Origin of the sequence: Cystobacter fuscus, from assembly GCF_002305875.1 — a bacterium.
In the GTDB taxonomy this organism is placed as follows: Bacteria; Myxococcota; Myxococcia; order Myxococcales; family Myxococcaceae; genus Cystobacter; species Cystobacter fuscus_A.
Genome location: NZ_CP022098.1, coordinates 7857785 through 7881287, shown reverse-complemented (window position 1 = coordinate 7881287; position 23503 = coordinate 7857785). Strand labels below are relative to the sequence as shown.

The following is a 23503-nucleotide window of genomic DNA, read 5'->3' as shown; positions in this document are numbered from 1 at the left end:
GCTTCATGATGTCTCTGGTGCTGGGCCTGGGCGCACTGCTGTGCGCGTGCACGGAGCAGACTCCGGTGGCCCTGCCCGCGGGGCTCCAGGGGACGTACGACCTGGCCCTGGTCAATGATCTGCTGTTCGTCACGTCGACGGACCGCAACGAGCTGCGCGTGCTCCAGTTGACGGAGGACGCGACGAAGCGGGGTTACGTGCGCGCTCCCAATCCGCTGGAGCCGCTCGCGATTCCAGTGCTGCCCCGGCCCCAGGCGCTCGCGCGGGACGTGCGCTATGACGCCGAGGGCACCGAGCGCACCGGCACCTATGTGTACGCGCGCAGCAGCGGCTCGGCCATCATCTCCGTGGTGGACTCCGCCGCCGACAAGCTGCGCGAGGTGACCCGTCTTGACACGCGCACGCTCACCGGCGTGTCCTCGGGGCCGGTGACGGCCTTCGCGGCGCTCGCCACCGGGCAGGAGGGCGGCTCGAGCACGCTCTACTTCGCCACCCAGGAGCCGGCCGGGGCGCGGCTGTGGCGCGCCCTGCTCACGACGGACACCCAGGCCCTGGCCTCCCCCCCGGCGCCGCTCACCGCGGAGCTGCTGCTGGAGCTGGCTTCCGACGAGGCGGTGGGTTCCCTGCTCGTGCTGCCCGATCCCAACCTGATCGCGGTGTCCACGCGCCGGGGCCAGTACGGCAACCCGGGAACGAGCTTCATCCTGGAGGTGAACACGAAGGTGCGGCGCACGACGCTCGACTTCGCGGGCGCCCAGGTGCTCCAGCTCGTCACCCACGGCCGGGTGCCCGGAGAGGACGAGCAGCCGGAGCGCCGGGCCCCGGGCGCGCGCATCTTCGGCGTGTTGGATCCCTCCAACTGCACCCAGCCCGCCGCCCCCGCCCCGGCCGTCGCGTGTCAGTCGGGCATCCTGGCGGTGGACTCCACCACGGGCACTCTGGCCAAGGACTTCACCGGCTACCCCATGCTGCCCCTCAACTCGGGCTCGGGGCTGCCCATGGGCCTGTCGCTGTCCACGAACACCCTGCTGAGCGTGCAGGGGGGCGAGAAGCGCGAGGCCACGGTTCCGCTGCTGGGCATCGTGCCGCTGTCCACCGGCGCCATCCTCTTCTTCGATGCCCTGAACCTCGTCCACCTCAACGTGGGCGCGCTCTGGGCGGCCACGGACACGGCGAACACGGCCACCGCCACCGTCTCCCTGGTGGATGTCGTGGGCAACAACGTGGATCCCTCCACCCCCGACCGCCGGGCGGACATCGCCTTCTCGGGCACCTTCGGCGCCACCCGGGACGAGACGTACCTGCTCATCTCCGAGGGCGTGCTGCCCAACGCCACCCGGCTGGAGCGCGATCCGGCCACCACCACCTTCACGGTCCCCATCGTCGATGCCCTGGAGGATGGGAGCGCGCGGCCGAGCGTGCGTCCGGGAGATCTGATCGTGTTGCTTCCCGAGGACTCGTCCCTGCCGGCCTGTGCCGAGTCCGTGCTCGTGGGGGAGGTGCAACGCGCGCCCGCGGCCTCCACGGCGCTGGTGACGCCCGCGGGAGCCCTGCCGGCGGCCTGCGCGGACTACCCGCGCTTCGAGGTCCGCGCCGGGGGCGAGCGCTCGCTCGTGCTCGCCGATGCCGCGGGCAACTACCTCCAGCGCATGGGCACGGGCAGTACCTACTCCCGCGCCGACACCTTCTTCTTCCACCCCCCGGGCTACGCGGGGCAGGCCACGGGCACGGCCGTGTCCCTGACGGTCACGCGCGACCTGCGCCAGAGCCCCGTGGGCCGGGGCCAGCGCTTCGTGGTGACCACCGCGTCCCATTTCTTCCCGTACATCCTCTCGGTGGACCTCGTGAACTACGAGGCGCTCCGCCTGTTCCGACTGCCCGGACCCGTGGTGCGGGCGAGGGTGGGGGACACGGACTTCGCCTACATCGTCTATCCCTCCGCCAACGCCATCCTGCAGATGAACCTGTCCACCGTCGTCGCCGGAGCGGCCAACGCCCTGGCGTTGGTGCCCTTTCGTTGATTTCGCGTCCCGGGAGCGCTCTGTTATCGTCCGGCGCTCCTGGATGAGTGAGTCAAACCGATGATTGACCAGAATTCCCGTCCTGCCCGCAAGGTCGGCATCGCCGACCACCTGTGGGAGACCTACGAAGACATGGCCCAGCAGATGGGCTCGGACCGCGACGCGCTCATCAATCAAGCGCTGTTCATGTTCGCGCGTCTCAACGGCTTCCTCGAGGTGCGCCCGAGTCGCTCCGAGGCGCCCGCCGAGGTTGCCTCCGCCGCCCCGGCCACGGCCTCCGCGCGGCCCTCCGCCCCGGCCCGGTCCGCTCCGCCCGTGTTGCAGCCGGTGAGCGGAGGCGGCGCCAAGACGCCTCCGCCCCGCGAGGACACACCGCTGCCGGCACCCGCTCCGCAGCGGGCCGCCCCCCGGCTCGAGGAGCGCCCCTCGGCGAACACCCTGGACAATGATCCGGCCCGCCGCGAGGTGGCCGAGCGCGTGCTGGAGACCGCCGCCGAGCTTGAGCGCCTCATCAAGGGCAAGAGCAACGAGCCGCGCGAGGAGCTCGACGAGGAGCCCCTGGCCGACGAGCACGACTCGGATCTGGGCCTGCCCGAGGACGAGCCGCTGCCCGAGGACGAGCCGCTGCCCGAGGACGAGGCGCCGCCCGAGGACGAGCCCATGGACCAGCCGGTGAGCGGGCTGCTGCTGTCCATGGACAACGCCGAGCCGCAGAGCATCACCAAGGAGCGCTTCGTGATCGGCCGCGGCAAGCACTGCGACCTGGTCATCAACTCCGGCAAGGTGTCGCGCGAGCACGCCGTCATCGTCCGCGAGGGCGACGACTTCTTCATCGAGGACCTGGGCTCGTCCAACGGCACCTGGTTCAACAAGCAGCGCATCAAGCGCCGCAAGGTCGAGGACGGTGACGAGTACTTCATCTGCAGCGAGCGCGTCCGGCTCACCTACCAATGAAGCCTGGAGACGCCCGGTGAATCACCGGAGCGCTGTCTTTTCAGGAAGTTGGGCCGTTGCCTGATTGACGGATGGCGGTCCTCCCTGGTTTAGTTGCCCGCCGTCTCCTCCCCGCCTCCCCCGGGGGAGGCGGCTTGCCTTCGATGACGCCCTCTCACATCGCGCTGTGGATCGTCCTGGGCATGGCGCTGGTGATCTCCGTGGTGACGGACGTGCTCCGCCGTCGGATCCTCGATGTCGTCACCTATCCCTTGATGGTGGTGGCGCTGGGCGTGCGTCTGGCGAGCGAGGGGGTGGGAGGGCTGGAGACGGGGCTGGTGAGTGGGGTGGTGTCCGGGGCGGGGTTGGCGCTGGTGCTGGTGCCGGCGGCGGTGCGCGGGCGCATGGGGTGGGGGGACGTGAAGTTGATGGCGGGCGTGGGCGCGGTGTTGGGCTTTCCCGCGGTGATGGCCGCGGCGGCCTTCATCTCCCTGGTGGGAGCCCTGCAGGCAGTGGTGACGCTGCTGTGGCACGGCGCCGTCTGGGAGACGTTGGGCGACCTGGTGCGGCGTTGGGCCGTGCGGGTGCGGTGGATGCAGGAGGGCGCGGTGGACGCGCCGCGACGCCATATCCCGTATGGCGTGGCGATCGCGCTGGGGACTTTCTGGGCCATGTGGTGGCAGCACGACAGATTGGGGTAGCTCGGATGCGACGAGAAGGAACTCTCACGATGCTTGGACGCTTCACCCAGGCCGCCGCGATTGGCGTCCTGTTGACCGTGCTGGTCGCCGCGAGCGCGCAGGCCCAGGACAGCTCGCTCATCAACCTGGGCATCGGCGCCCAGAAGGTGCTCTCCATCCCCGGCATGACGCGCATCTCCATCGGAGACCCGGGGGTCGCCGAGGTGAAGGCGCTCGGTCCCGGCCAGGTGCTCGTGCTCGGGCAGGGCGAGGGCAAGACGACGCTCCTGGTGTGGAAGGGCAATGGCCAGCGCGTCACCTACAACATCGCGGTGCGCAAGCAGGACCCCAACGAGGTCAGCTCCGACATCAAGAAGCTGCTCGGGGAGATCGAGGGTGTCAGCATCCGCATCGTGGGGGATCGCATCTTCCTGGACGGGCAGGCGTACACGTCCGCGGACGCCGCGCGCATCGAGGAGGTGGCGGCGCTCTACCCCAACGTGAAGAGCTTCGTGAAGGTGGCGCCCAACGCCAAGAAGCTCGTGGCGCAGAACCTCACCGCCGCCTTCCAGAAGGCGGGCCTGCGCAACGTGCAGGTCAACCCCCAGGGCTCCACCATCTTCCTGGAGGGCTCGGTGGAGAGCCAGCAGGAGATGCAGAAGGCGGAGCTGCTCGTCAAGGCGCTGGGCGAGAAGGTGGAGAACCTGCTCGTGGTGGGCATCAAGAAGATGATCATCTCCGAGGTGCAGTTCGTGGAGATCCGCCGCAACTCGCGCGATCGCTACGGCATCAAGTACCCCACGGACATCGCCGGCACCGTGTCCGCCACGGCCACCATCAACCAGTCGCTCTTCCCGGGCACCTTCGGCTCGGGCGCGGGCATGGCGTCGCTGGCGGCCGGCGCGGAGTTCGCCGTGGGCTTCCAGGGCAATGACGGCTACGGCCGGCTCCTGGCCCAGCCCAAGCTGGTGTGCGCCAGCGGCGAGAAGGCCGAGTTCCTCGCGGGCGGCGAGGTGCCCATCCCCCTCATCACCCAGAACCAGTTCTCCGTGGAGTACAAGCCCTACGGCGTCATCCTCAACCTGCGCCCCACCGCGGACAGCAACGGCAACATCCAGACGGAGATCGAGGCCGAGGCGAGCGAGCTGGACACCTCGGTGGCCGTCTCCATCGGTGGCTCGGCGGCCATCCCCGGCTTCCGCACCCGCAAGGTGAAGACGAACGTCACCGTGCGCCACGGCGAGACGATCGTCCTGTCCGGCGTGTTCAGCCACGACGAGCAGAAGGCCGTCTCCAAGCTGCCGGGCCTGGGCCACATCCCCATCATCGGGGAGATCTTCAAGAACCGCGCGTTCGACTCCACCAAGCGCGAGCTCGTCATCTTCGTGACCCCGCGCATCGTCACGCCCGACTCGGACAAGATCCACACCCTCATCGAGGACGTGAAGAGCCGCTACAAGCAGGCGCGCTCCGAGGTCTCCTTCAACATCTTCGACTGAGGTCCCAACCCCAGGTTCCCCGCCCGCCCTCCGGGCGGCCCGAGGCCGGTCTCCATCCTCCGCGAGGGAGGGGGGGCCGGCCTCGGCGCGTTCAGGAGAGCGGGCGGGCCCGTGGCGGCGCGTCATGTCCCCTTGGTGCTGCCCGGGGTCGCTTGGTAGCATCCGCGCCCATGTTTCTGATTACGCTCGAGGAGAAGGGTGGCGGCACCGAGCAGATCGAGTTCGAGAAGAACGAGATCACCATCGGTCGCCTGGATGGCAACGACATCCGCCTCGCCAAGGGCAATGTCTCCAAGTACCACTCGAAGATCATCGCCAAGGACGGCAAGTTCATCGTCGTGGACATGAAGTCCACCAACGGCACCTTCGTGAACGGCAAGAAGATCGCCGGGCCGCAGGTGGTCAAGCCGACCGATCAGATCTCCATCGGCGACTACATCCTCAACGTGGAGGCGCTCGAGGAGGAGGCCTCCCAGACGCGCACGGCGCCTCCCGAGGAGGAGTACTACGACGAGGAGCCCGTCGAGGAAGAGCCCTACGAGGAGGAGCCGCCCGCGCAGCAGGAAGCCAACGCGCGCATGCCCGCCTCGCTCGCCTCGGCGCTCGCCAAGAACAGGAAGCGGATTGATCCCCGGGTGGAGGCCTACACCCGGCTTCAGAAGGAGATCCACGATCGGCTCATCGAGTACCTCGACCTGCGCCGCATGGACATGGACAGGCTCGGGGACGACGAGCTGTGGCGGCGCACCGAGAAGGCCATCAGCGACATCATCGATCAGATGGAGGCGGACGGAGAGCTGCCGCCCGAGGTGGACCGCGAGGAGCTGCTCACCGACGTCATCAACGAGGCGCTGGGCCTGGGGCCCCTGGAGGCGTTCCTCGCGTCGGATGAGATCAGCGAGATCATGGTCAACCACGCCAACCAGATCTACATCGAGCGCAAGGGCAAGCTCGTGCTGAGCGAGAAGACGTTCAGCTCGAACCAGGCGGTGCTCGGGGTCATCGAGCGGATCGTGGCGCCCATCGGCCGGCGCATCGACGAGTCCAGCCCCCTGGTGGACGCGCGCCTCAAGGACGGCAGCCGCGTCAACGCCATCATCCCGCCGCTGGCGCTCAAGGGCCCCTGCATCACCATCCGCAAGTTCAAGAAGGACTCGCTGAAGATCCAGGATCTCATCAAGTTCAAGACCGTCACGGCGCAGATGGCCGAGTTCCTGGAGATGTGCGTCAAGGCGCGCAAGAACATCGTCATCTCGGGCGGCACGGGCTCGGGCAAGACGACGACGCTCAACATCATCAGCTCCTTCATCCCCGAGGACGAGCGCATCGTCACGGTGGAGGACGCCGCCGAGCTGCAACTGCCGCAGGATCACTGGGTGCAACTGGAGAGCCGTCCACCCAACCTGGAAGGCAAGGGCGCCATCACCATCCGCGATCTGGTGAAGAACTGCCTGCGCATGCGGCCCGACCGCATCGTGGTGGGCGAGTGCCGCGCGGGCGAGACGCTGGACATGCTCCAGGCGATGAACACGGGCCACGACGGCTCGCTCACCACGCTGCACGCCAACACGCCACGCGACGCCATCGCCCGGCTGGAGACGATGGTGCTCATGAGCGGCATGGAGCTGCCGGTGAAGGCCATCCGCGAGCAGATCGCCAGCGCGGTGCACATCATCGTGCAGCAGACGCGCTTCTCCGACGGCACGCGCAAGATCTGCTTCATCACGGAGATCGCCGGCATGGAGGTGGACATCGTCACCCTCCAGGACATCTTCTATTACAAGCAGGAAGGCTTCACGGACGAGGGCAAGGTGCGCGGCCGGTACGTGGCGAGCGGCTTCGTGCCCAAGTTCTATGACGACCTGCAGCGCAAGGGCATCCCCGTCAACATGAGCATCTTCCGCGAGGACTGACCCCATCATGCCTACCCTGGTCATCCGTCATCCCGACGGCAGCGAGAGCGAGCATGAACTGTCTGGCGAGCTGAGGGTCGGCCGCCAGGACGGCACCAACGATCTGGTCCTCGCCGAGGGCGGTGTGTCGCGTCGCCACGCCCGCTTCTTCGAGGAAGACGGCTCGGTGATGGTGGAGGACGTGGGAAGCGCCAATGGCACCTTCGTGGATGGCCAGCGCATCACCGGCGCCACGGCCCTCACGCCCACGTCGGAGGTGGTGCTGGGCGACTACGCCCTGCGGCTCAAGGCGCCCGCCCGGCCCGCCGGGGCACGCCGGAGCGCGAAGCCCGCGGGCGAGGCAGGCGCGGCGCCCGGTGGCGCGAGGCCCGCGCCCACCCGGTCGATCCCCGCCGGAAAGCGACCTCCCTCGGCGCTCGCCCGGCGGCCCGCGTCCGCCGCGGCGCCTGCCCCGGAGGACAACGCGGACGGGGAGAAGGAGGACGAGGGCGGGTTCGTGCTCAAGGGCCTCACGGGTCCCTGGGCCAACCAGAAGTTCCCGCTCCAGAGCAAGCTGGTCGCGGGCCGGCAGGCGCCCGCCACGGTGTTGCTCGACGACGACTCGGTGAGCCGCCGGCACGCCGAGGTGGAGCTCACTCCAGACGGTCCGGTGCTGCGCGACCTGGGCAGTGCCAACGGCACGCTGCTCAATGGCGAGCGGGTGAGCCCCCACGAGCCCATGGAGCTGCAACCCGGCGACGTCATCACCTTCGGCATGGTGGAGGTGGTGGTCGAGCGCACCGGCTCCGCGCCAGCCAGGAAGGGCCGCGCCTCGCGCGCCGAGGCTGGCTCGGAGGTGGCACCCGCGGCGGCCTCGCGCAAGCGGTTGCTCGTCGTGGCCGCCAGTGTGGTGGGCGTGCTGCTGGTGGCGGGAATCATCAAGAGCACCACGGGAGGCTCGGAGGAGGGTGGCTCGAGGGCCCTGGCCTCCGGGAGCGCGCCCGCCGCGGATCCCTCCGAGCAGATCCAGGAGTTGCTCAGCCAGTGCCGTTCCTACTCCTCCATGGAGATGGGCGGCGAGCCGGATTGGGGCCGGGCGGAGGCGGCCTGTTCGAAGGTGCTGAACCTCGACCCCATCAACTCCGAGGCCGTCTCCCTCATGAAGCGCATCACGCTGGAGAAGCCCGCCTCGGAGCACTTCGCCCAGGGCATCAAGGCGCTCCAGCGCGGCAAGGACGAGGAGGCGCTGGATCTCTTCAAGAAGATTCCCAAGGAGAGCACCTACTTCCGCCGGGCCAAGCCCAAGGTGCAGGAGGCGGTGCTCCAGGTGATGAAGCGCTCCGAGGACGACTGCAAGCGCTACGTGCGCGACGCCCAGTGGAGCGCGGCGGTGCCCCGGTGCGAGCGCTACATGGGATTCGCCTGCCAGAAGATGGCGCGCGAGGAGCTGGAGCCGCCCATCGGTTTCACCCTCGTGATCGACTCGCGCCGGCGCCTGGGCCGCACCGAGTGGCGGCCGAAGAACAAGCTCTACGTGGACTTCCTCAACGCCCGGCAGAGGTTGGATCCCAACGCCGAGCCCTGGCACTGCCCCGTGTCGGACATCTTCATGGATGACGACGCGGCGCCCAATCCCCGCAAGGTGGTGGAGGAGGCCTTCAAGCAGCGCTTCTCCAACAAGTTCATGTACGAGGCGATGCTGGACTACTGGGGCGGACGCGGCAACGAGGCCGTCGCCACGCTGCAGCGGCTGCGCAACAACTACGAGATGGCCCAGTACCACGCGGACGCGGACAAGATGATCGCGGACGTGAACAACGTGGATCAGCTCTTCAAGATCGGCCAGGGCCACCTGCAGAGCGAGGACGTGGAGAAGGCCGCCGAGTCGCTCCAGGAGGCGCTGGGCGTGGACAAGCGGCTGATGGACAACCTGTTCGAGTCGCGTCCGTCCTTCTATCGCCGCAACATCCAGCAGGACATGGCCGCCAAGGCCATCACCCGCGGCAAGTACTGGGACGAGCGCGGAGACGGGCGCCGGGCCTGCCGCATCTGGAAGCTGGGCTTCAGCTTCTACGCGGGCAACACGGATCTCAACTCGGACGTGGGCCGGTGCTCCACGCGCGCCCTCAAGGCCTTCAAGTCCGCCCAGTCGTGCCAGGAGCTGGACCTCGTCCTGGAATACGCCGTGCCCAACGACGGCATGGCGGAGAAGGTCGCCGAGCAGAAGAAGCAGAGCGGGTGTTGACGGGTAGCGTCTGAGCTTCCTACCAACGTGGACAGAGGGCCGTGGGCTCGGTTAAGGCCGAGCCCATGGTCCCCCCTCCTTCGAATGGCGCGCCCCGCCTCGTCCTGATCGACGCCTCCAGCTTCATCTTCCGCGCCTATCACGCCATTCCCCCCCTGACGACCCGCCAGGGGATTCCCACCAATGCCACCCTGGGCTTCACCCGCCAGGTGCTCAAGGCGCTCCGGGAGCTCGAGCCCACCCACGTGGCGCTCGCCTTCGACAAGGAGAGCCGCGCCGAGCGCCAGAAGATCGATCCCAACTACAAGGCCAACCGCAAGGCGATGCCCGAGGACCTGGCCCAGCAGTTCCCCTACATCCGCCGGGTGGTGGAGGGGCTCGCGCTGCCCATCCTCGAGGTGGCCGGCTGGGAGGCGGACGACGTCATCGGCACCCTGGCCCAGCGCGCCGTGGCCGAGGGCTTCGACGTGCTCGTCGTCACCGGGGACAAGGACTTCGTGCAGATCGTCTCCGAGCACGTGCACCTCTATGATCCGCAGAACGAGCGCTACACGGATCCCGCCGAGGTGAAGGAGCGCCTGGGCATCGAGCCCGCGCAGATGCGCGACTACCTGGCGCTCATCGGGGATGCCATCGACAACGTGCCCAAGGTGCCGGGCATCGGCCCGAAGAGCGCGGTGGAGCTGCTCACCCAGTTTGGCGGCGTGGACGCGTTGCTCTCGCGGCTCACCGAGGTGAAGAAGCCGAAGATGCGCGCGGCCCTGGAGGCGCACCGCGACAGCCTGCTGCTCGCGCGCGACCTGGTGACGTTCCGCACGGACCTGAAGCTGGACGCGAGCATCCCCCAGCTCGTGCGCCAGCCCCTGCGCGAGGAGCTCCTGCGCCCGCTCTTCACCGAGCTGGAGTTCTCCGCGCTGCTCAAGGAGCTGCCCGCCCGCGAGCCCACGAAGCTCCAGATGGAGACGGAGCAGGTCACCACGAAGGAGGCGCTCGAGGCGCTCGCCGCGGCCATCCGTCAGGCGGGGCGGGTGACGCTCTTTCCCGCCTACGAGGGTCTGCCCCTGTCCGCCACGCTGGTGGGGCTCGGGGTGGCGCTGCCGGACGGCACCACGCGCTACGTGCCCCTGCGCCACGAGGGGCTGGGCGTGGAGCAGGCGAAGCCCGCGGACTTCAAGCGCGCGCTCGCGGATGTGCTGGAGGACGAGGGGGTGAAGAAGGGCGGGCACGGCCTCAAGGCGCTGTGGCTCCTGCTCTCGCGCGAGGGCATCCACCTGCGGGGAGGGGAGGACGACGTCGAGCTGTTGAGCTACCTGCTGGATGCGTCGCGGCGCGACCACTCCCTGGAGTTCCTCGCCCGCGAGCGGATGCAGGTGGACCTGCCCGAGCTGCCCGCCACGGGCGGACGCAAGCCGCGGCCCCTGAAGGACTTCTCGCCCGGGGAGGTGGCCGTGGCGTACGCGGTGCGCGCGGACGTGGCGCGGCGGCTCGTGCCCGGGCTCCAGGAGGAGCTGGAGCCCCTGGGCCTCAACCGGCTCGCCAGGGAGCTGGAGGTGCCGCTCGTGCCCATCCTCGCGCGCATGGAGGAGCGGGGCGTGAAGGTGGACGTGGCGACGCTGCGGAAGATCTCCGAGAAGGTGGGCACCGAGTGCGACGCCAAGGTGAAGGAGATCCACCAGCTCGCGGGCACCGAGTTCAACGTGGGCTCCAACCCCCAGCTCGCGGAGGTGCTCTACAAGAAGCTGGAGCTGCCGGTGCTCAAGCGCGGCAAGACGGGCCCGTCCACGGACCAGGAGGTGCTGGAGAAGCTCGCCGAGAAGCACGCGCTGCCGCGCGCCATCATCGAGTACCGCTCGCTGTCCAAGCTCAAGAGCACCTACCTGGACACGCTGCCGGAGCTGGTGACGAGGGACGGGCGCCTGCACACCACCTTCCACCAGGCGGCCACGGCCACGGGGCGCCTGTCCTCGTCGGATCCGAACCTGCAGAACATCCCCATCCGCACCGAGCTGGGCATGGAGATCCGCCGCGCCTTCATCGCCGACGAGGGCCACCAGCTCGTCTCCGCGGACTACAGCCAGATCGAGCTGCGGCTGCTCGCGCACATCGCCGAGGACGAGGTGTTGCTGGACGCCTTCTCCCGGGACGAGGACATCCACAGCCGCACCGCGGCGGAGGTCTTCGGCGTGCCGCAGGCGGAGGTGACGAAGGAGCAGCGCCGGGTGGCGAAGATGGTCAACTTCGGCATCGCCTACGGCCTGTCGCCCTACGGCCTGTCCACGCGCCTGAACATCCCCGAGGAGGAGGCGCGCGACATCATCGAGCGCTACTTCACGCGCTACGCCGGCATCAAGCGCTACCTGGACGAGACGGTGCGGGTGGCGCGCGAGCGGGGCTACGTGGAGACGCTCTTCGGACGGCGTCGGCCCATGGGGGACCTGAGCGCGAAGAACCGCCAGGTGGTGCAGGCCGCCGAGCGCGCCGCCATCAACATGCCGATTCAAGGCACGGCGGCCGACCTCATGAAGAAGGCGATGCTGGAGGTGGACGCGGAGCTGGCCCGCAAGAAGCTGCGCACGCGGATGCTGCTGCAGGTGCACGACGAACTGCTCTTCGAGGCGCCCGACGACGAGGTGGAGGCCGTGAAGGAGCTGTCGCGCCGGTGCATGGGCGCGGTGATGACGCTCAAGGTGCCGCTCAAGGTGGAAGTGGGGGCCGGAAACACGTGGGCGGACGCGCACTGACGCACGCGCCCGCCCGGAAAAAGAGTCGACCCGCCCGGCCGTCAGAAAGGCTCGCGGAGACCCCCGCCTCCGCGGCTTTCAGCGGCCATACCGTGCGCGCTCGCCGAACCCCCGTACGGGAACGCGCCCCGTGAGCGCCTCGGGCCCCCCCATGGGCCCGTCGGCGCAGCCCCCTTCAACCGCCGGCCCCGGACACCGCCCCCCGAGCGGGGGAGGCGTCAAGCCGGACGGGTCGACCAACCCCTCGACAAAACCCTCGAAAAAAACTCAATGCACCGGTGCGTGCTTCTCCCCGGGGTGCGTCTTCTCGCGCGCCCGGGCGGGCTTCTCGAAGCACTGCACGACGAGCCCCGCGAACGGCACCCGCGGCTCGGGCGCGAACGGATTGGCCAGGTGCTCCACCAGCTCCTGCGTCGAGCGGACCGCCTCGTCCAGCGCCTGGTTCACCACCGCGCGCTCCGCGTCTCCTCCGCCGAGCGTCTCCACCGCGTCCAGCATGCAGCGGCGCAGCGCCGTGAACTCGTCATTCAGCACCCGCGAGCCGCGCCGGGACGACAGCCGCAGCACCGCGCGCGTCCGGCTCCAGGCACTGCCCCCCACGCCCTCCAGCGTGCGGCCCACCTCGCGGATGAAGGGCTCCACCACGCTCTCCAATTGGTTGCGGGGAGGAGAGCCGTCCTTGCGGGCCTCCGCGAAGCGCATCCGGCGCCATGCCGCCGCGAGCCGCTCGGGCTGCCCCACGAACACCCTCGCCACCCCTGCCCTTCGCCGTGCGTGCTCCGCCATGACGCCTCTCCTCCCCACTGATGTCCGGGGCTTAAGCAAGGCGCTGGCCAACGGCTTCGCACGGCCGATGGACAATGAATTCAGCCACTTGGCGTGGAGCACCGGGGTGCCGCCGCGCCCGGCTCTGTAGATTCTACCCGTGGAGGGGGGAACTCAGTGCACGGTGGGCTTCGCCGGACGGGGAGCCGTGTCCTCGTCCTCGTCGCGCTCGTTGCCGGGCTCGTACCACTCGGGGATTTCCAGCGTCTCGGGCGCGCTCGGAGTGGAGGCCAGGTCCGGGGGCACCAGGGCGGCGCGCTGCTGGGCGAGCTCCGCCTCGAGCGCCTCGCGCATGGCGGCTTCCTCGGCGGCCTCGCGCGCGTCCATCTCGATGAGCCGCTGCTCCTTGATGGCGCGCAGCCGCAGGTACGCCCCCGCGCTGAGCACGATGATGAGCAGCCACAACAGGGAGGTGCTCGTGGTGAGCGGGAGCCAGCCGTAGCGGGCCGCCAGTCCCTCGCGCCACGCCTGCTCCTCCACCCACAGCGAGGTGTGGAAGGCCTTGCCGAAGGCCTGCTCGAAGGGCTGGCCCGTGGCGACCTCGTCCACCAGCCGGCCCATGCCCTCGGGGCCGTAGTGCGACGCGAGCCACGCCACGAAGGCCGCGCTCTGCGCGTAGGCGATCTCCACGTCCGAGGGGAGATCCGGCCACTCCTCGGCCAGGTGCTCGAAGCGGAACACCTTCTCCTGCGCCACCGCGCTGAAGAGGGCCGCGTAGTGCGTCATGGACAGGTTCTCCCCGGTGAGGTGCTGCGCGAGCCCTTCCTGGAACCAGCGCGGCCAGCTCGGCGCGAGCTGCCCGAGCGCCACGTGCGCCAGCTCGTGCCGCAGCGTCACCTGGCCCTCGGGCCCCGCGAGCGTCTGCGCGTTGAGCAGGATGATGCGGTGGGAGGGGTAGGCGAGCGCCACCGCCCAGCCCGGCGGCTCGCCCCCGGGCAGCGCGAGCGCCTCGAACTCCTCGCGTCCCATGCCCACGCGCACCTCCGTCGTCCCGGGCCAGTCGCGCCCCAGCACGCTCACGAAGGCGTCGCGGATGGACTCGATGCCGCTGGCGAGCTGGCGCGCGGACTCCTGGGAGCGGGCGGTGTAGAGGATGTGGAAGCGGGGCGTGTCCACCGCGCCCACCACCAGCCTGGGCGGGGCCGTGGGCACCAGGGCGGGCTCCACGTGGCCCTGGGCATGGCCCGCTTCAAGCCGCGGACCGACGACCTCTTCCTGGGCCCACACCCGGGGCGGGAGCAACAGCAACAGGAGCAGGAGCAGGTGGCGCATGGGCGGGCCTCACGTGCCCGAAGACATAGCAGCCTGGGCCCGCGCCGCGCCAAGCTCCGTGCCGTCCGCGCTCGCGACGCGCGGCGTCACATGGGGGACTACTCGCCGCTCTGCGCCTTCTTCTGGGTGAGATAGGCCACGTTGTCCTCGACGCGCGCGTAGTCCTTGTCCGCGAAGGTGCGCCCGCTGAACGTCTCGAGCAGCTTCTGGTGCGCCTCCACCACGGACTTCACCTGGGACTCGAACTGGGTGCGCTGGCGCTTGAGCTCGTTGATGTCCTCCACCACCTGCACCAGCCGCTGGTGCGCGCCGTGGACGATCTTCTCCGCCTGGTGCTCGGCGTCCGCGAGGATGATCTCCGCTTCCTTCTTGGCCGCGGCCTTCATGTCCTCGCTGATGCGCTGGGCGGTGACCATCGTCTCCTGGAGGGTGCGCTCGCGCTCGAGGTGCTGCTCCAGCCGCAGCTGGGTGCGCTTGAGCTCCTCCTTCAGGCCGATGTTCTCCTTGACCACCTCCTCGAACTCACCCGCGATGAGCTCCAGGAAGGCCTCCACCTCTCGCTTGGAGAAGCCGCGCAGGGCGGCCTCGAAGCGCTTCTGCCGGATGTCGAGCGGGGTGAGCTTCATGACCCCGAGTATAGGCCAGCCCTAGGACTTCTCCAGGAACTGCTCCCCCAGCTCCCGGGAGCGGCGCGTGGCCGCCTCCACGGCGTTGATGAGCGTGGTGCGCAGCCCGCCTGCCTCCAGGGTATGCAGGCCGGCGATCGCCGTGCCGCCGGGGCTCGTCACCTGATCCTTGAGCTGGCCGGGGTGGGCGTTGGTCTCGATGAGCAGCTGGGCACTGCCGAGCACCGTCTGCGCGGCGAGCTTCTGGGCGGTGTAGCGCGGCAGGCCCACCTTCACGCCCGCGTCCGAGAGCGCCTCGATGACGAGGAAGATGTAGGCGGGGCCGCTGCCGGACAGGCCGGTGACGGCGTCCAGGAGGTTCTCCTCCACCACGGTGGTGATGCCCACGGACTGGAAGACGCGGCTGGCCACGGCCATGTCCTCCTCGCTCGCGTGTTCCCCGGGGGCGAGCGCGCAGGCGCCCATGCCCACCAGCGAGGGGGTGTTGGGCATGGTGCGGATGACGCGCACGCCCTGGCCCAGCCGCCGCTCCATCACGGAGATGGGCACGCCGGCCGCCACGGAGATGAAGAGCTTCTTCTGGTCCGCCGCGGGCGCCACCTGGATGAGCACCTTGTCGAGCGCCTGGGGCTTGACGGCGAGCACCACCACGTCCGCCTCGCGCACCGCGGCGACGTTGTCCAGGGTGGTGCGCACCCCGTAGGTGCGCTGCAGGGTGTCCAGCCGCTCCCCGCGGCGTCCGGTGGCGATGATGGAGTCGGGCCGCGCGGTGCCGGCGCGCAACAGCCCCTTGATGAGCGCCTCGGCCATGTTGCCGGCGCCGATGAAGGCGATGGTCCGTTCGAGCATCCGCCGGGTTCTAGCGCGGAATGGCCCCCGACGGACGCCGGGTGTGAGCGGATTTTTCCACCTCGCCCCCCGCTCATTTTTTTGACAGGGGATCCGATCGTGAGACCTTGCCGCCCGCTACGAACCTGTAGCGCCTGGACACACACCGAGGTGGATGCACCCATGAGCGCGGCGGTTGGGACGAGCTGGAACTGGCGGACCCTGGAAAACGTGGAAGTCGAGTGCACCTATTGTGGGGTGCGCATGGCGCGTCACGAGGGACCGAGCATCAAGTACTTCCGCTGCGGCTCGTGCCACCGCTGGGTGTCGAGTACCTACACGGACGTGTTCCGCGCGGACGCGAAGATGCGCACCCACCCGGTGAAGGACAAGACGGACGCGGACGCGCGCTTCCTGGCGGCCAAGAACAAGCTGGAGGCGTGGCTGGCGGCGCTGGACGAGCAGGATCCGCACCAGGTGCTGGGCGTGTCGCCGACGGACTCCATCGAGGTGGTGCGGGCGCGCTTCCGCGAGCTGGCGCTGGCGCAGCACCCGGACCGGGGCGGCTGCGAGGCGAAGATGCGGGAGTTGAACGTGGCGTACGAGAAGATCCTCGGCCACCGCCAGCGCGCGCGCACGCCGGTGCGTCAGCCGGCCTCGGTGCCCGCGCGGGGCCCGGCGTTGCCGGCGCGCAGCAGGTAGCCCCAGAAGAGCGCCCCCAGCGCGAGCCCCAGGGAGGCCTTCACCCACCCGGGGAAGAAGTCGCCCGGGGAGATGAAGCCCTCCACCACGGCGATGAGGGCGAGGAAGGGGGCGCACCCGAGCACGAGCTTGACGGACTCGCGCCCGCGCAGCACCAGGGCCTGGCCCCGGGGCAGCTCGCCGGGATCGATGAGCGTCTGACCCACGCGCAGCCCCGCGCCCCCGGCGATGACGATGATGGACAGCTCCACGGGCCCATGGGCGGCGATGAAGTCGAACAGTTTGGCGCCCAGCCCCTCGTGCACGCACAGGGCGGCCACCGAGCCCAGGTGCACGCCGTTGTTGAGGAGCACGAACACCGTGCCCAGGCCGAGCAGCAGCCCCGAGGCGAAGGTGACGATGGTGACGGTGAGGTTGTTGGTGGCGATGCCCGAGGCCACCGCGCCCGGTGGGGTCACCGACAAGAGGCCGTCGGTCCACAGCTGCTTGCGCGAGATGTAGTCGCGCAGGTTCTCGGGGACGAGCAGCTCCGCGCCCCGGGGCTCGAGCAGCACCACCACCGCGCCCAGGAGGATGCCGAGCACGAACAGGCCGGCGCTCGCGGCCACGAAGGCGCCGTGGGCGCGCAGGGTGCGCGGGAAGTCCCGGCGGAAGAAGGCGAGCAGGGCCGCCCAGCGCTCGCGCGGAGGCTGGTAGATGGCGGCATAGGCCCGGGCGCACAACTGGTTGAGGAAGCGGTGGACGTCGGTGCCCGGGTGGAAGGTCTGCGCGTGGGCGAGGTCCGCCGCCGCCCGCCGGTAGAGCACGTCGAGCGTGCGCAACTCCTCCAGGCGCAGGGTGCCCGCGCGCTGTCGGGTGAGCAGCGCCTCGAGCGATTGCCAGTCCGGACGGCGGCGGGCGACGAAGGCGGGCAGTGAGGAGGCCACGTCAGCGCTCCGCCTGGACGCGCGCGCGCAGGAAGGACTCGGCGCCCCCAGGTGCGGCGAGCAGCGTGGCGCGTTGTTGCGCGTCGAGCCCGCCATAGCGCTCCACCAGGCGCGTGCCCAGGCGGGTGCGCGCGGCCGGCTCGAGCCAGGGCGCCCGCGCGAGGAAGGACAGGATGAGCTCCACGTCCCCCGAGGTGAGTCTCGCCGTGGCGCCGGCGGGCGGGAGCGCGACGGAGGGCGCGGCCGTGGCGGTGTACTTGTCCAGGTCGATGCGCTCCTCGCGCACCAGCAGGGTGCCGGCGAGCAGGTCTCCCAGCCGCCGGTGCTGGCGCGTGAGCAGCACGCTCAGACACCCGACGGCGTAGATGAGCGGGAAGGAGTCCACCACGCGCAGGAGGTTGCGCACCGCGCTCTCCAGCACGCCCACGGGCGAGCCATCCACGCGCACCACGCGGATGCCGACGAGCCGCTTGCCGGGCGTCTGGCCCCCCATCAGCACCTCGCACAGCGTCCAGTACACCCACTGGGTGGCGAACACGCCCAACACCATCAGTGTGCGCACCAGGCCGGACAGGCCCTGGAAGAAGCCGACGACGTCACTCACCAGCAGGGTGAAGACGAAGTAGGCGAGCACCCAGAAGGAGAAGAGCAGGGCCAGGTCCACCAGGTACGCCAGACACCGATAGCCGATGCCGGCCACGGGGAGGGAGAGCGACACGCGCTCGGGCGTGGCGACGTCCAGGCTGGGGGAGGCGGGGGAGCTCATGTGTTGGGAAGACTACTCGGAATGGCCACGCCGGCGTGGCTTCTCGTTCCCCGGGAACGGAGGGCTGTCCTGTTCGGACACGCTCCGGGGAAGGGGGCCAGTGCCCGCCGCCCAACATCTACCCAGGCCCATGGGTTCGCCCGTGCACAGTCGCGCGGCACGGGCACGTCGCCGTGGCTGGACAGCGGGACGAGGGATGGCCATTCGTCATGCCGCTGGTTCTTGAGGACCACGGTCGTATCGCGGTCTTCCGGGTGGTGGTTTCATCCGGGTGGTAGTTTGGGAGTGAAGTCGTCCAATGGACGACGGAGGTACGCAGCACGCAGTAGCAGTCGACGGTCGGGTCGGGCATCCTCGCGAGCCACAACGCGCACGATTCATCTCGAGATCGCGTGGGATGCGGGCCGGACCCAGAGGTGGGTTGGTTTCACTAAAAAAAATGGGCAGTACGCCATGATGGCTGGGGGGCCCTCACATGGCAGCGAATCAAGCGGATGTGCGCGTTGGCTTGTTGGAAGGACCCTGGGCGGCCTGGCAGGGCCTGGCCGACGGGTTGAAGGGTGAAGGTCTCAACCTGCTGTGGGTGACGCGCGACGCGCGCACGCTCCTGGATGGGATCGGCACGGATCCTCCGCAGGTGGCCATCCTGGACGTGGAGCCCGGTGGAGACTCGGGCATGGGTTGCTCGAGCATGGAGGGGCTCAACCTCCTGCGCGAGGCGCGCAAGCGCCGGCTGGAGGTGCGGATGCTGGTGTTGTCCTCGGCCAACGCCCAGGACTTCATCTCCCAGTGCTTCGATGAAGGGGCCTCGGGTTATCTCTTCCGGCAGAGCCTCACGTCCAACGCGGTGTGCACGGCCGTCAACGCCCTGGTGCGCGGGGAGCGGCTCTTTCCGGTGCAACTGCTGCGCAACGACTTCGAGCATTCTCCCGTGACCAACGCCACCGCGAGCGTGCTGCTCACGCTCACGCAGCGTGAGCGCGAGGTGCTCGCCTACGTGGCCGGAGGCGCGGACAACCTGAAGATCGCCGCGCACCTGCAGATCGCCGAGCGCACGGTGAAGTCCCACGTGACCCAGCTCTACCGGAAGCTGGGCGCGGAGAACCGTACCCAGCTCGCGCTGCGCGCCTGCCACCTGGGCGTCCGGCCGCCGCCGGATCTGTAGCGTTGGACGAATCCGGCCGGGGCGAACTCGTCACACACTTGTCAGCCCCTGGAACCGAGAACGTCAGACTCCCCTGGCAGATCAGGGTGCGCGACACCACTGTGTCGTCCCCTTGGAGGGCGTCAGGAGGAGGCGGGTCATGCGTGGGGTGATGAGGCTGGTGACGGCACGGGCTGGACTCGTTCCGTCCAGGCCCTGGCGGTTCGACAAGAGCCCCGCGGGCGGCTTGCCGCGGGTGCGCATCGGACACGTCCCCCTGGACCTGGGCCGGTTGGATGAAGTGCTCCGAGCCATCGAGGGACTCGTCACAGGCGGCCAGGGGGGACGTATCCTCCTGCCGGACGTGGAGCAGGTGGTGCGCGCCGAGCGCGACGAGGTGTTGCGCTCGGCGCTCACCACCGCGGAGTTGTCGCTGGCGGGAGGCCCCGCGATGATCCGCGCCGCCGGGCGCCTGGGGGTGCCCGCGCTCTCCCTGGAGCCGCGAGCGGGCGCGCAGTGGTTGCCGCCGCTGGCGGCCCTGGCGCGGGAGCGGGCCTGGCGCGTCGTCGTGGTGGCCGAGCGTCCGAAGCTCTCGGAGTGGGCGGCGGGTGCGCTGCGCGACCGGTATGGGCTGCTGGCGGTGGGCGTGGCCGCGCCGGACGTGCCGGAGGATGGCCGGGGGCCGTGGGTGGACACCTTGATCGATCGCATCGAGCTCACGCGGCCCGATCTGGTGTGGGTGTCCATGGACACGCCCAAGCAGGAGCTGTTCTGCCAGCACGCGGCCCAGCGGCTGCACGGGGCGGTGCTGCTGGGAGTGGGCTCGGCCATGGAGTCCTTGCTGGACGGGCGCGGCGGGGCGCGTGCCCGCGGTGCGTTGCGCTCGCCGTGGCGGTGGCTGCTCCAGCGGCTGGCGTTCCAGCGGGTGCTCGCCCACGCACGCGCCACTTGAGCGTGGCCGGGCGCTGGGGGGCGCTCACGGGCGGGGAACGAGCCGCACGGCGGGCGCCTTGAAGGAAGCGGTGACGGCGCGTCCCTCGGCGAGCCCCAGCTCCTCGCGGGACAGCCGTGTCACCCGGGCCACCAGGGGCACGCCCGCGTCGAGCGCCACGCGCACCAGGGCACCCTCGGGCACGAGCGAGACCACGGTGCACGCCAGCCGGTTGCGCGCGCTGGTGGGCGTGGCCTCGGGCGGGCCGAGGGTGACGTCCTCCGCGCGCAGGCAGACGAAGACGGCGTCCCCACCGGGCGTGGACTCCAGGGCGAGCAGGGAGTGGGGGCCCACCTCCACCGTGGCCAGCCCCGCCTCGCGCCGCACCACCCGGCCCGGCAGCACGGTTTCAATCCCCGTCATCCGCGCCACCGCGAGCTCGGCCGGGTGGTTGAACACGTCGGCCACCGGCCCCACCTGGCAGACCCGGCCCTGCTCCATGGCGACGAGATCGTCTCCCAGCGCGAGCGCCTCGAGCCGATCATGCGTCACCACCACGGTGGGCACGCCCAGCTCGCGCAGCAGCCGCCGCAGCTCGCCCCGGAGCCCCTCGCGCGAGGGCGCGTCCAGCGCCGACAGGGGCTCGTCCAGCAAGAGCAGGCGCGGGCGGATGGCGAGCGCCCGCGCCAGGGCCACCCGTTGCTGCTGGCCTCCGGACAGCTCGCGCGCGCCCCGGCGCTCCAGTCCCTCCAGGTGCAGCAGCGAGAAGAGGACGCGCGAGCGCTCCTGGCGCTCGGCCACGGGCAGGTGCGCGAGGCCGAATTGCACGTTCTGCTCCGCGGTGAGGTGGGGGAAGAGCGCGTAGTCCTGGAAGAGAAAGCCGATGCGCCGCGCCTGGGGGGGCAGGAAGACGCGGGCGCTCGAGTCACACCACGTCTCCCCGTGGAAGAGGATGCGGCCGTGCTCGGGCCTGGCCAGCCCCGCCAGGGCGCGCAGCACCGTGGTCTTCCCCGCGCCCGAGGGGCCGAAGAGCACCGCGACCCGGCCCGGCGTGGCGGGCAGCGTCAGGTGGGCCTGGATGGTGGGGCCTTCCTGGAAGCGCTGCTCGAAGTCGATCAGGAGCGCCGCGTCCATGCGCCCTCCCTCCCACGGCGCAGCCCCTGGGTGAGGGCCAGCACGACGAACGACACGACGAGCAGCACGAGCGACATCCTCCCCGCCGCGTCATAGTCCAGCGCCTGCACCGCGTCGTAGATGGCGATGGAGGCCGTGCGCGTGTGGCCCGGGAGGTTGCCGCCCACCATCAGCACCACGCCGAACTCCCCCAGCGCGTGCGCGAACGTGAGCACCATGCCGGAGAGGATGCCCGTGGCCGCCAGGGGCAGTACCACCCGGAAGAAGGTGCGCGCGCGGGACACGCCCAGGCACCACGAGGCCTCGATGAGGCGGGGATCCACGCCCGCGAGCGCGGCCGTGAAGGGCTGGACGGAGAAGGGCAGGCTGGAGAGCACCGAGGCGAGCAGCAGGCCCTCGAAGCTGAAGGGCAGGGGGTGTCCGGAGAGCGCCTCGAAGGCGGGTCCCAGCGGACCCCGGGGGCCCATGGCCCGCAGCAGGTAGAAGCCGAGCACCGTGGGGGGTAGCACCAGCGGGAGCGCGACCAGGGCCTCGAGCAGGAACTTCCACCGCCACCGAGAACGGGCGAGCCACCAGGCGATGGGCAACCCCAGCGGAAGCAGCAGCATCGTCGTCCAGCCCGCGAGGCGCAGGCTCAACAGCAGGGCGGTCGGGTCCACGCGTCCTCTCGTTCCCGGGGTCCGGACGTCTTATCCGCGAGTGGCCGTCAAGGCCCCGGTTTTCGACCGTCTCGGACCCCACACTGTCCCTCGCTTCTCCCGCGTCGCGCTCCCCCGGGCCCGAGGGGGCGGGAACGTGCCTCCGGCGGGGGGGATGATGGAGTTTCTTCCAGACTGTTCGGGAGTGTCCCGGTAAGAAGTTCCGCGTCGCTCCGGGAGACTCCGGGGGGGTGGATTGACGCGGGGAGTCTTCAACCCGGACAGACCGGGCAACCCTCTGTTTTCCCGAAAGAAAGGAGGGGCTCGGCAAGAGGCGCTCACGAGGGCGCGGGCGAACCGGGTCCGGCACGCTTCTGGCTTTGGGGAAGGGCATGGCAACCACCTCCAAGCACAGTCATGTCAGGCCGGCCGTCTGGACGACGTGGGCCCCGTCGATGGGTGTTCTGTGCGTGGTCGGCGCACACCTCCTGGCCGCCATGCTGGGTCTGTACTCCTCGGCACCGAATGTCACGGTCCTCCATCCCACGGGTGATGCGCTCCAGGGGTACCTGGAGATCGCCGTCCAGGCGAATGATGGCCCCACGGGCGCGGGGGTGCGCCGGGTGGAGTACCAGCTCGACTCCTCCTTGGGGGTCTGGACGCCGCTGAAGCTGGAGAAGGAGACGATGACCTACAAGGGTCGTCACGATCTCTCCGCCGTGAAGGGCGGCGGCCATTCCCTGTACCTGCGCGCCGCGGACTTCGCGGGCAACCAGCGCGTCGTCTCCGTCCCGGTGACGGTGGACCCGGCGCAGGCCGTGGGGCCCACCATGGCGGATGCGAAGCAAGGGTCGCGGGCCGACAAGGGCCCCCCGTAGGGCCAGGCCTCGGGGACTACTGCATCTGGAGCTTCACGTTGAAGGTGTAGAGCGCGTTGACCGGCTTGCCCTGGAAGGTCACCGGGCGGTAGCGGCGGCTCTCGAGCGACTCGAGTACCGCCTGATCCATGAAGGGCAGGCCCTTGATGACGTGGCAGTCGTCCACCTGTCCGTTACTGGTGATGATGCACTTGGCGATGAGCAGCCCACGCACCCCCGCCTGGAGCGCATCGGACGTGTAGCGCACGGGCACGCCCTCGGAGAGCAGTTGCGGGGGCGTCATGCCGGCGCCGAAGGGAATCACTTCCTCGCCCGTGCCCTGGTTCGCGGGCCCCACGGGGCAATTCCGGCACGCGGTGTCCCCAATCACCTCGCCGATGGCGCTTCCCAGGGGCGAAGCCGTGGGCTCGCTGCTCGCTTCCGCGTCCGAGGGCGTGGGCTCCGCCGGCTCGGGCTCCACCGGCTGCGGCTCGAGCGGGGGAGGGGGTGGGATGAGCGTGGGCTGGCGCAACGTCTTCCGGGGCGTCGGGGGCTTCTTGTCGGCCACCTTGGGCGAGGCGGACTTCTGCTCGGGTCGAGGGGAAGCCGTCTGTGGCCGCGGTGGGCCCGAGGGGTGGTGTTGAAAGATCAAGACGTCCGGCTCCTTCGGGGGAGCGGCCTCGTGGTTGGCTTTCGACAGGAGCAGCGCGCCGCCGAGCACTCCCGCGTGCACCAACAGGGAAACCCAGATGCCCGTGCCGAACCGACCCCTGCCCGCTGCCGACTGCTGGATGACCGACTGGAACATGTGACGCCCTCCGTGGCTGACACCTCACAACCTAC

Annotated in this window: 20 protein-coding genes; 11 read left to right on the top strand and 9 right to left on the bottom strand. The window is 70.0% G+C overall.

Annotated features, from left to right (window positions below):
• Positions 1–5: 5 nt before the first annotated feature.
• The 7 genes from CYFUS_RS31725 to polA all read left to right on the top strand — a co-directional run bounded on the left by CYFUS_RS31725 (position 6) and on the right by polA (position 12011).
• Positions 6–2021, top strand: coding sequence for a hypothetical protein (locus CYFUS_RS31725; RefSeq protein WP_198316204.1), 2016 nt, complete (start codon positions 6–8; stop codon positions 2019–2021).
• A 60-nt stretch (positions 2022–2081) separates the two neighbouring features.
• Positions 2082–2975: an FHA domain-containing protein gene (locus CYFUS_RS31720; RefSeq protein ID WP_095988625.1), complete on the top strand. Its 894-nt coding sequence runs from the start codon at positions 2082–2084 to the stop codon at positions 2973–2975.
• A 143-nt stretch (positions 2976–3118) separates the two neighbouring features.
• Positions 3119–3655 carry an A24 family peptidase gene (locus CYFUS_RS31715; RefSeq protein WP_095988624.1) on the top strand — a complete coding sequence of 179 codons (537 nt, stop codon included), beginning with the start codon at positions 3119–3121 and terminating at the stop codon, positions 3653–3655.
• 29 nt (positions 3656–3684) lie between these two features.
• Complete coding sequence (locus CYFUS_RS31710; RefSeq protein WP_095988623.1) at positions 3685–5133, top strand: type II and III secretion system protein family protein; 1449 nt, start codon at positions 3685–3687, stop codon at positions 5131–5133.
• Between the two features lie 170 nt (positions 5134–5303).
• Positions 5304–7046 (top strand): ATPase, T2SS/T4P/T4SS family, encoded by a 1743-nt coding sequence (locus CYFUS_RS31705; RefSeq protein ID WP_095988622.1) that lies wholly within the window; start codon positions 5304–5306, stop codon positions 7044–7046.
• Between the two features lie 7 nt (positions 7047–7053).
• Positions 7054–9270: an FHA domain-containing protein gene (locus CYFUS_RS31700; protein ID WP_095988621.1), complete on the top strand. Its 2217-nt coding sequence runs from the start codon at positions 7054–7056 to the stop codon at positions 9268–9270.
• Positions 9271–9335: 65 nt separating this feature from the next.
• Positions 9336–12011, top strand: a complete 2676-nt coding sequence (gene polA / locus CYFUS_RS31695) for a DNA polymerase I (RefSeq protein ID WP_095988620.1) — start codon at positions 9336–9338, stop codon at positions 12009–12011.
• Positions 12012–12278: 267 nt separating this feature from the next.
• Here the strand turns inward: polA and CYFUS_RS31690 are convergent, their stop codons facing one another.
• From CYFUS_RS31690 to proC, 4 genes are all read right to left on the bottom strand, one after another.
• Positions 12279–12797 carry a hypothetical protein gene (locus CYFUS_RS31690; RefSeq protein ID WP_095988619.1) on the bottom strand — a complete coding sequence of 173 codons (519 nt, stop codon included), beginning with the start codon at positions 12795–12797 and terminating at the stop codon, positions 12279–12281.
• Between the two features lie 153 nt (positions 12798–12950).
• A complete protein-coding gene (locus tag CYFUS_RS31685; protein WP_095988618.1) occupies positions 12951–14108 on the bottom strand; it encodes a peptidase MA family metallohydrolase in 1158 nt (385 codons plus the stop codon).
• 98 nt (positions 14109–14206) lie between these two features.
• Entirely contained in the window at positions 14207–14734 is a 528-nt protein-coding gene (locus CYFUS_RS31680; RefSeq protein ID WP_095988617.1) for a DivIVA domain-containing protein, read from the bottom strand.
• Positions 14735–14755: 21 nt separating this feature from the next.
• Positions 14756–15583: a pyrroline-5-carboxylate reductase gene (gene proC, locus CYFUS_RS31675; protein WP_095988616.1), complete on the bottom strand. Its 828-nt coding sequence runs from the start codon at positions 15581–15583 to the stop codon at positions 14756–14758.
• Positions 15584–15745: 162 nt separating this feature from the next.
• Here proC and CYFUS_RS31670 point away from each other — a divergent pair, with 162 nt between their 5' ends.
• On the top strand, positions 15746–16264 hold the full coding sequence (locus CYFUS_RS31670; RefSeq protein WP_232536933.1) for a J domain-containing protein: 519 nt from the start codon (positions 15746–15748) through the stop codon (positions 16262–16264).
• Here CYFUS_RS31670 and CYFUS_RS31665 read toward each other — a convergent pair.
• Both CYFUS_RS31665 and CYFUS_RS31660 read right to left on the bottom strand, forming a co-directional pair.
• A complete protein-coding gene (locus tag CYFUS_RS31665; RefSeq protein ID WP_095988615.1) occupies positions 16210–17190 on the bottom strand; it encodes a stage II sporulation protein M in 981 nt (326 codons plus the stop codon). The two genes, CYFUS_RS31670 and CYFUS_RS31665, sit on opposite strands and share 55 nt — an antisense overlap.
• A 1-nt stretch (position 17191) precedes the next feature.
• Entirely contained in the window at positions 17192–17956 is a 765-nt protein-coding gene (locus CYFUS_RS31660) for an RDD family protein (RefSeq protein ID WP_095988614.1), read from the bottom strand.
• Between the two features lie 475 nt (positions 17957–18431).
• Here CYFUS_RS31660 and CYFUS_RS31655 point away from each other — a divergent pair, with 475 nt between their 5' ends.
• Together CYFUS_RS31655 and CYFUS_RS31650 are read left to right on the top strand one after the other, a co-directional pair.
• On the top strand, positions 18432–19121 hold the full coding sequence (locus tag CYFUS_RS31655) for a helix-turn-helix transcriptional regulator (protein ID WP_020918720.1): 690 nt from the start codon (positions 18432–18434) through the stop codon (positions 19119–19121).
• A 139-nt stretch (positions 19122–19260) separates the two neighbouring features.
• Positions 19261–20052, top strand: a complete 792-nt coding sequence (locus tag CYFUS_RS31650; protein WP_095988613.1) for a WecB/TagA/CpsF family glycosyltransferase — start codon at positions 19261–19263, stop codon at positions 20050–20052.
• A 24-nt stretch (positions 20053–20076) separates the two neighbouring features.
• Here the strand turns inward: CYFUS_RS31650 and CYFUS_RS31645 are convergent, their stop codons facing one another.
• Together CYFUS_RS31645 and modB are read right to left on the bottom strand one after the other, a co-directional pair.
• Positions 20077–21165 carry an ABC transporter ATP-binding protein gene (locus tag CYFUS_RS31645; RefSeq protein ID WP_095988612.1) on the bottom strand — a complete coding sequence of 363 codons (1089 nt, stop codon included), beginning with the start codon at positions 21163–21165 and terminating at the stop codon, positions 20077–20079.
• Positions 21147–21824: a molybdate ABC transporter permease subunit gene (gene modB / locus CYFUS_RS31640; protein ID WP_095988611.1), complete on the bottom strand. Its 678-nt coding sequence runs from the start codon at positions 21822–21824 to the stop codon at positions 21147–21149. Before modB ends, CYFUS_RS31645 begins: the two co-directional genes overlap by 19 nt.
• 371 nt (positions 21825–22195) lie before the next feature.
• On the opposite strand from modB, the gene CYFUS_RS31635 reads away from it, so the two are divergent.
• Complete coding sequence (locus tag CYFUS_RS31635; RefSeq protein WP_157758781.1) at positions 22196–22681, top strand: hypothetical protein; 486 nt, start codon at positions 22196–22198, stop codon at positions 22679–22681.
• A 16-nt stretch (positions 22682–22697) separates the two neighbouring features.
• Here the strand turns inward: CYFUS_RS31635 and CYFUS_RS51890 are convergent, their stop codons facing one another.
• Entirely contained in the window at positions 22698–23468 is a 771-nt protein-coding gene (locus CYFUS_RS51890) for an energy transducer TonB (protein WP_095988609.1), read from the bottom strand.
• Positions 23469–23503 lie beyond the last annotated feature (35 nt).

What these genes read in the sequence shown, in the direction of transcription:
- CYFUS_RS31660 (WP_095988614.1), bottom strand. Translation starts at nt 17,956, where the DNA reads ATGAGCTCCCCCGCCTCCCCCAGCCTGGACGTCGCCACGCCCGAGCGC.
- CYFUS_RS31645 (WP_095988612.1), bottom strand. Translation starts at nt 21,165, where the DNA reads ATGGACGCGGCGCTCCTGATCGACTTCGAGCAGCGCTTCCAGGAAGGC.
- CYFUS_RS31690 (WP_095988619.1), bottom strand. Translation starts at nt 12,797, where the DNA reads ATGGCGGAGCACGCACGGCGAAGGGCAGGGGTGGCGAGGGTGTTCGTG.
- CYFUS_RS31705 (WP_095988622.1), top strand. Translation starts at nt 5,304, where the DNA reads ATGTTTCTGATTACGCTCGAGGAGAAGGGTGGCGGCACCGAGCAGATC.
- CYFUS_RS31700 (WP_095988621.1), top strand. Translation starts at nt 7,054, where the DNA reads ATGCCTACCCTGGTCATCCGTCATCCCGACGGCAGCGAGAGCGAGCAT.
- CYFUS_RS31650 (WP_095988613.1), top strand. Translation starts at nt 19,261, where the DNA reads ATGCGTGGGGTGATGAGGCTGGTGACGGCACGGGCTGGACTCGTTCCG.
- CYFUS_RS31685 (WP_095988618.1), bottom strand. Translation starts at nt 14,108, where the DNA reads ATGCGCCACCTGCTCCTGCTCCTGTTGCTGTTGCTCCCGCCCCGGGTG.
- proC (WP_095988616.1), bottom strand. Translation starts at nt 15,583, where the DNA reads ATGCTCGAACGGACCATCGCCTTCATCGGCGCCGGCAACATGGCCGAG.
- CYFUS_RS31715 (WP_095988624.1), top strand. Translation starts at nt 3,119, where the DNA reads ATGACGCCCTCTCACATCGCGCTGTGGATCGTCCTGGGCATGGCGCTG.
- polA (WP_095988620.1), top strand. Translation starts at nt 9,336, where the DNA reads ATGGTCCCCCCTCCTTCGAATGGCGCGCCCCGCCTCGTCCTGATCGAC.
- CYFUS_RS51890 (WP_095988609.1), bottom strand. Translation starts at nt 23,468, where the DNA reads ATGTTCCAGTCGGTCATCCAGCAGTCGGCAGCGGGCAGGGGTCGGTTC.
- CYFUS_RS31670 (WP_232536933.1), top strand. Translation starts at nt 15,746, where the DNA reads ATGAGCGCGGCGGTTGGGACGAGCTGGAACTGGCGGACCCTGGAAAAC.
- CYFUS_RS31635 (WP_157758781.1), top strand. Translation starts at nt 22,196, where the DNA reads ATGGCAACCACCTCCAAGCACAGTCATGTCAGGCCGGCCGTCTGGACG.
- CYFUS_RS31710 (WP_095988623.1), top strand. Translation starts at nt 3,685, where the DNA reads ATGCTTGGACGCTTCACCCAGGCCGCCGCGATTGGCGTCCTGTTGACC.
- CYFUS_RS31720 (WP_095988625.1), top strand. Translation starts at nt 2,082, where the DNA reads ATGATTGACCAGAATTCCCGTCCTGCCCGCAAGGTCGGCATCGCCGAC.
- CYFUS_RS31725 (WP_198316204.1), top strand. Translation starts at nt 6, where the DNA reads ATGATGTCTCTGGTGCTGGGCCTGGGCGCACTGCTGTGCGCGTGCACG.
- CYFUS_RS31680 (WP_095988617.1), bottom strand. Translation starts at nt 14,734, where the DNA reads ATGAAGCTCACCCCGCTCGACATCCGGCAGAAGCGCTTCGAGGCCGCC.
- CYFUS_RS31655 (WP_020918720.1), top strand. Translation starts at nt 18,432, where the DNA reads ATGGCAGCGAATCAAGCGGATGTGCGCGTTGGCTTGTTGGAAGGACCC.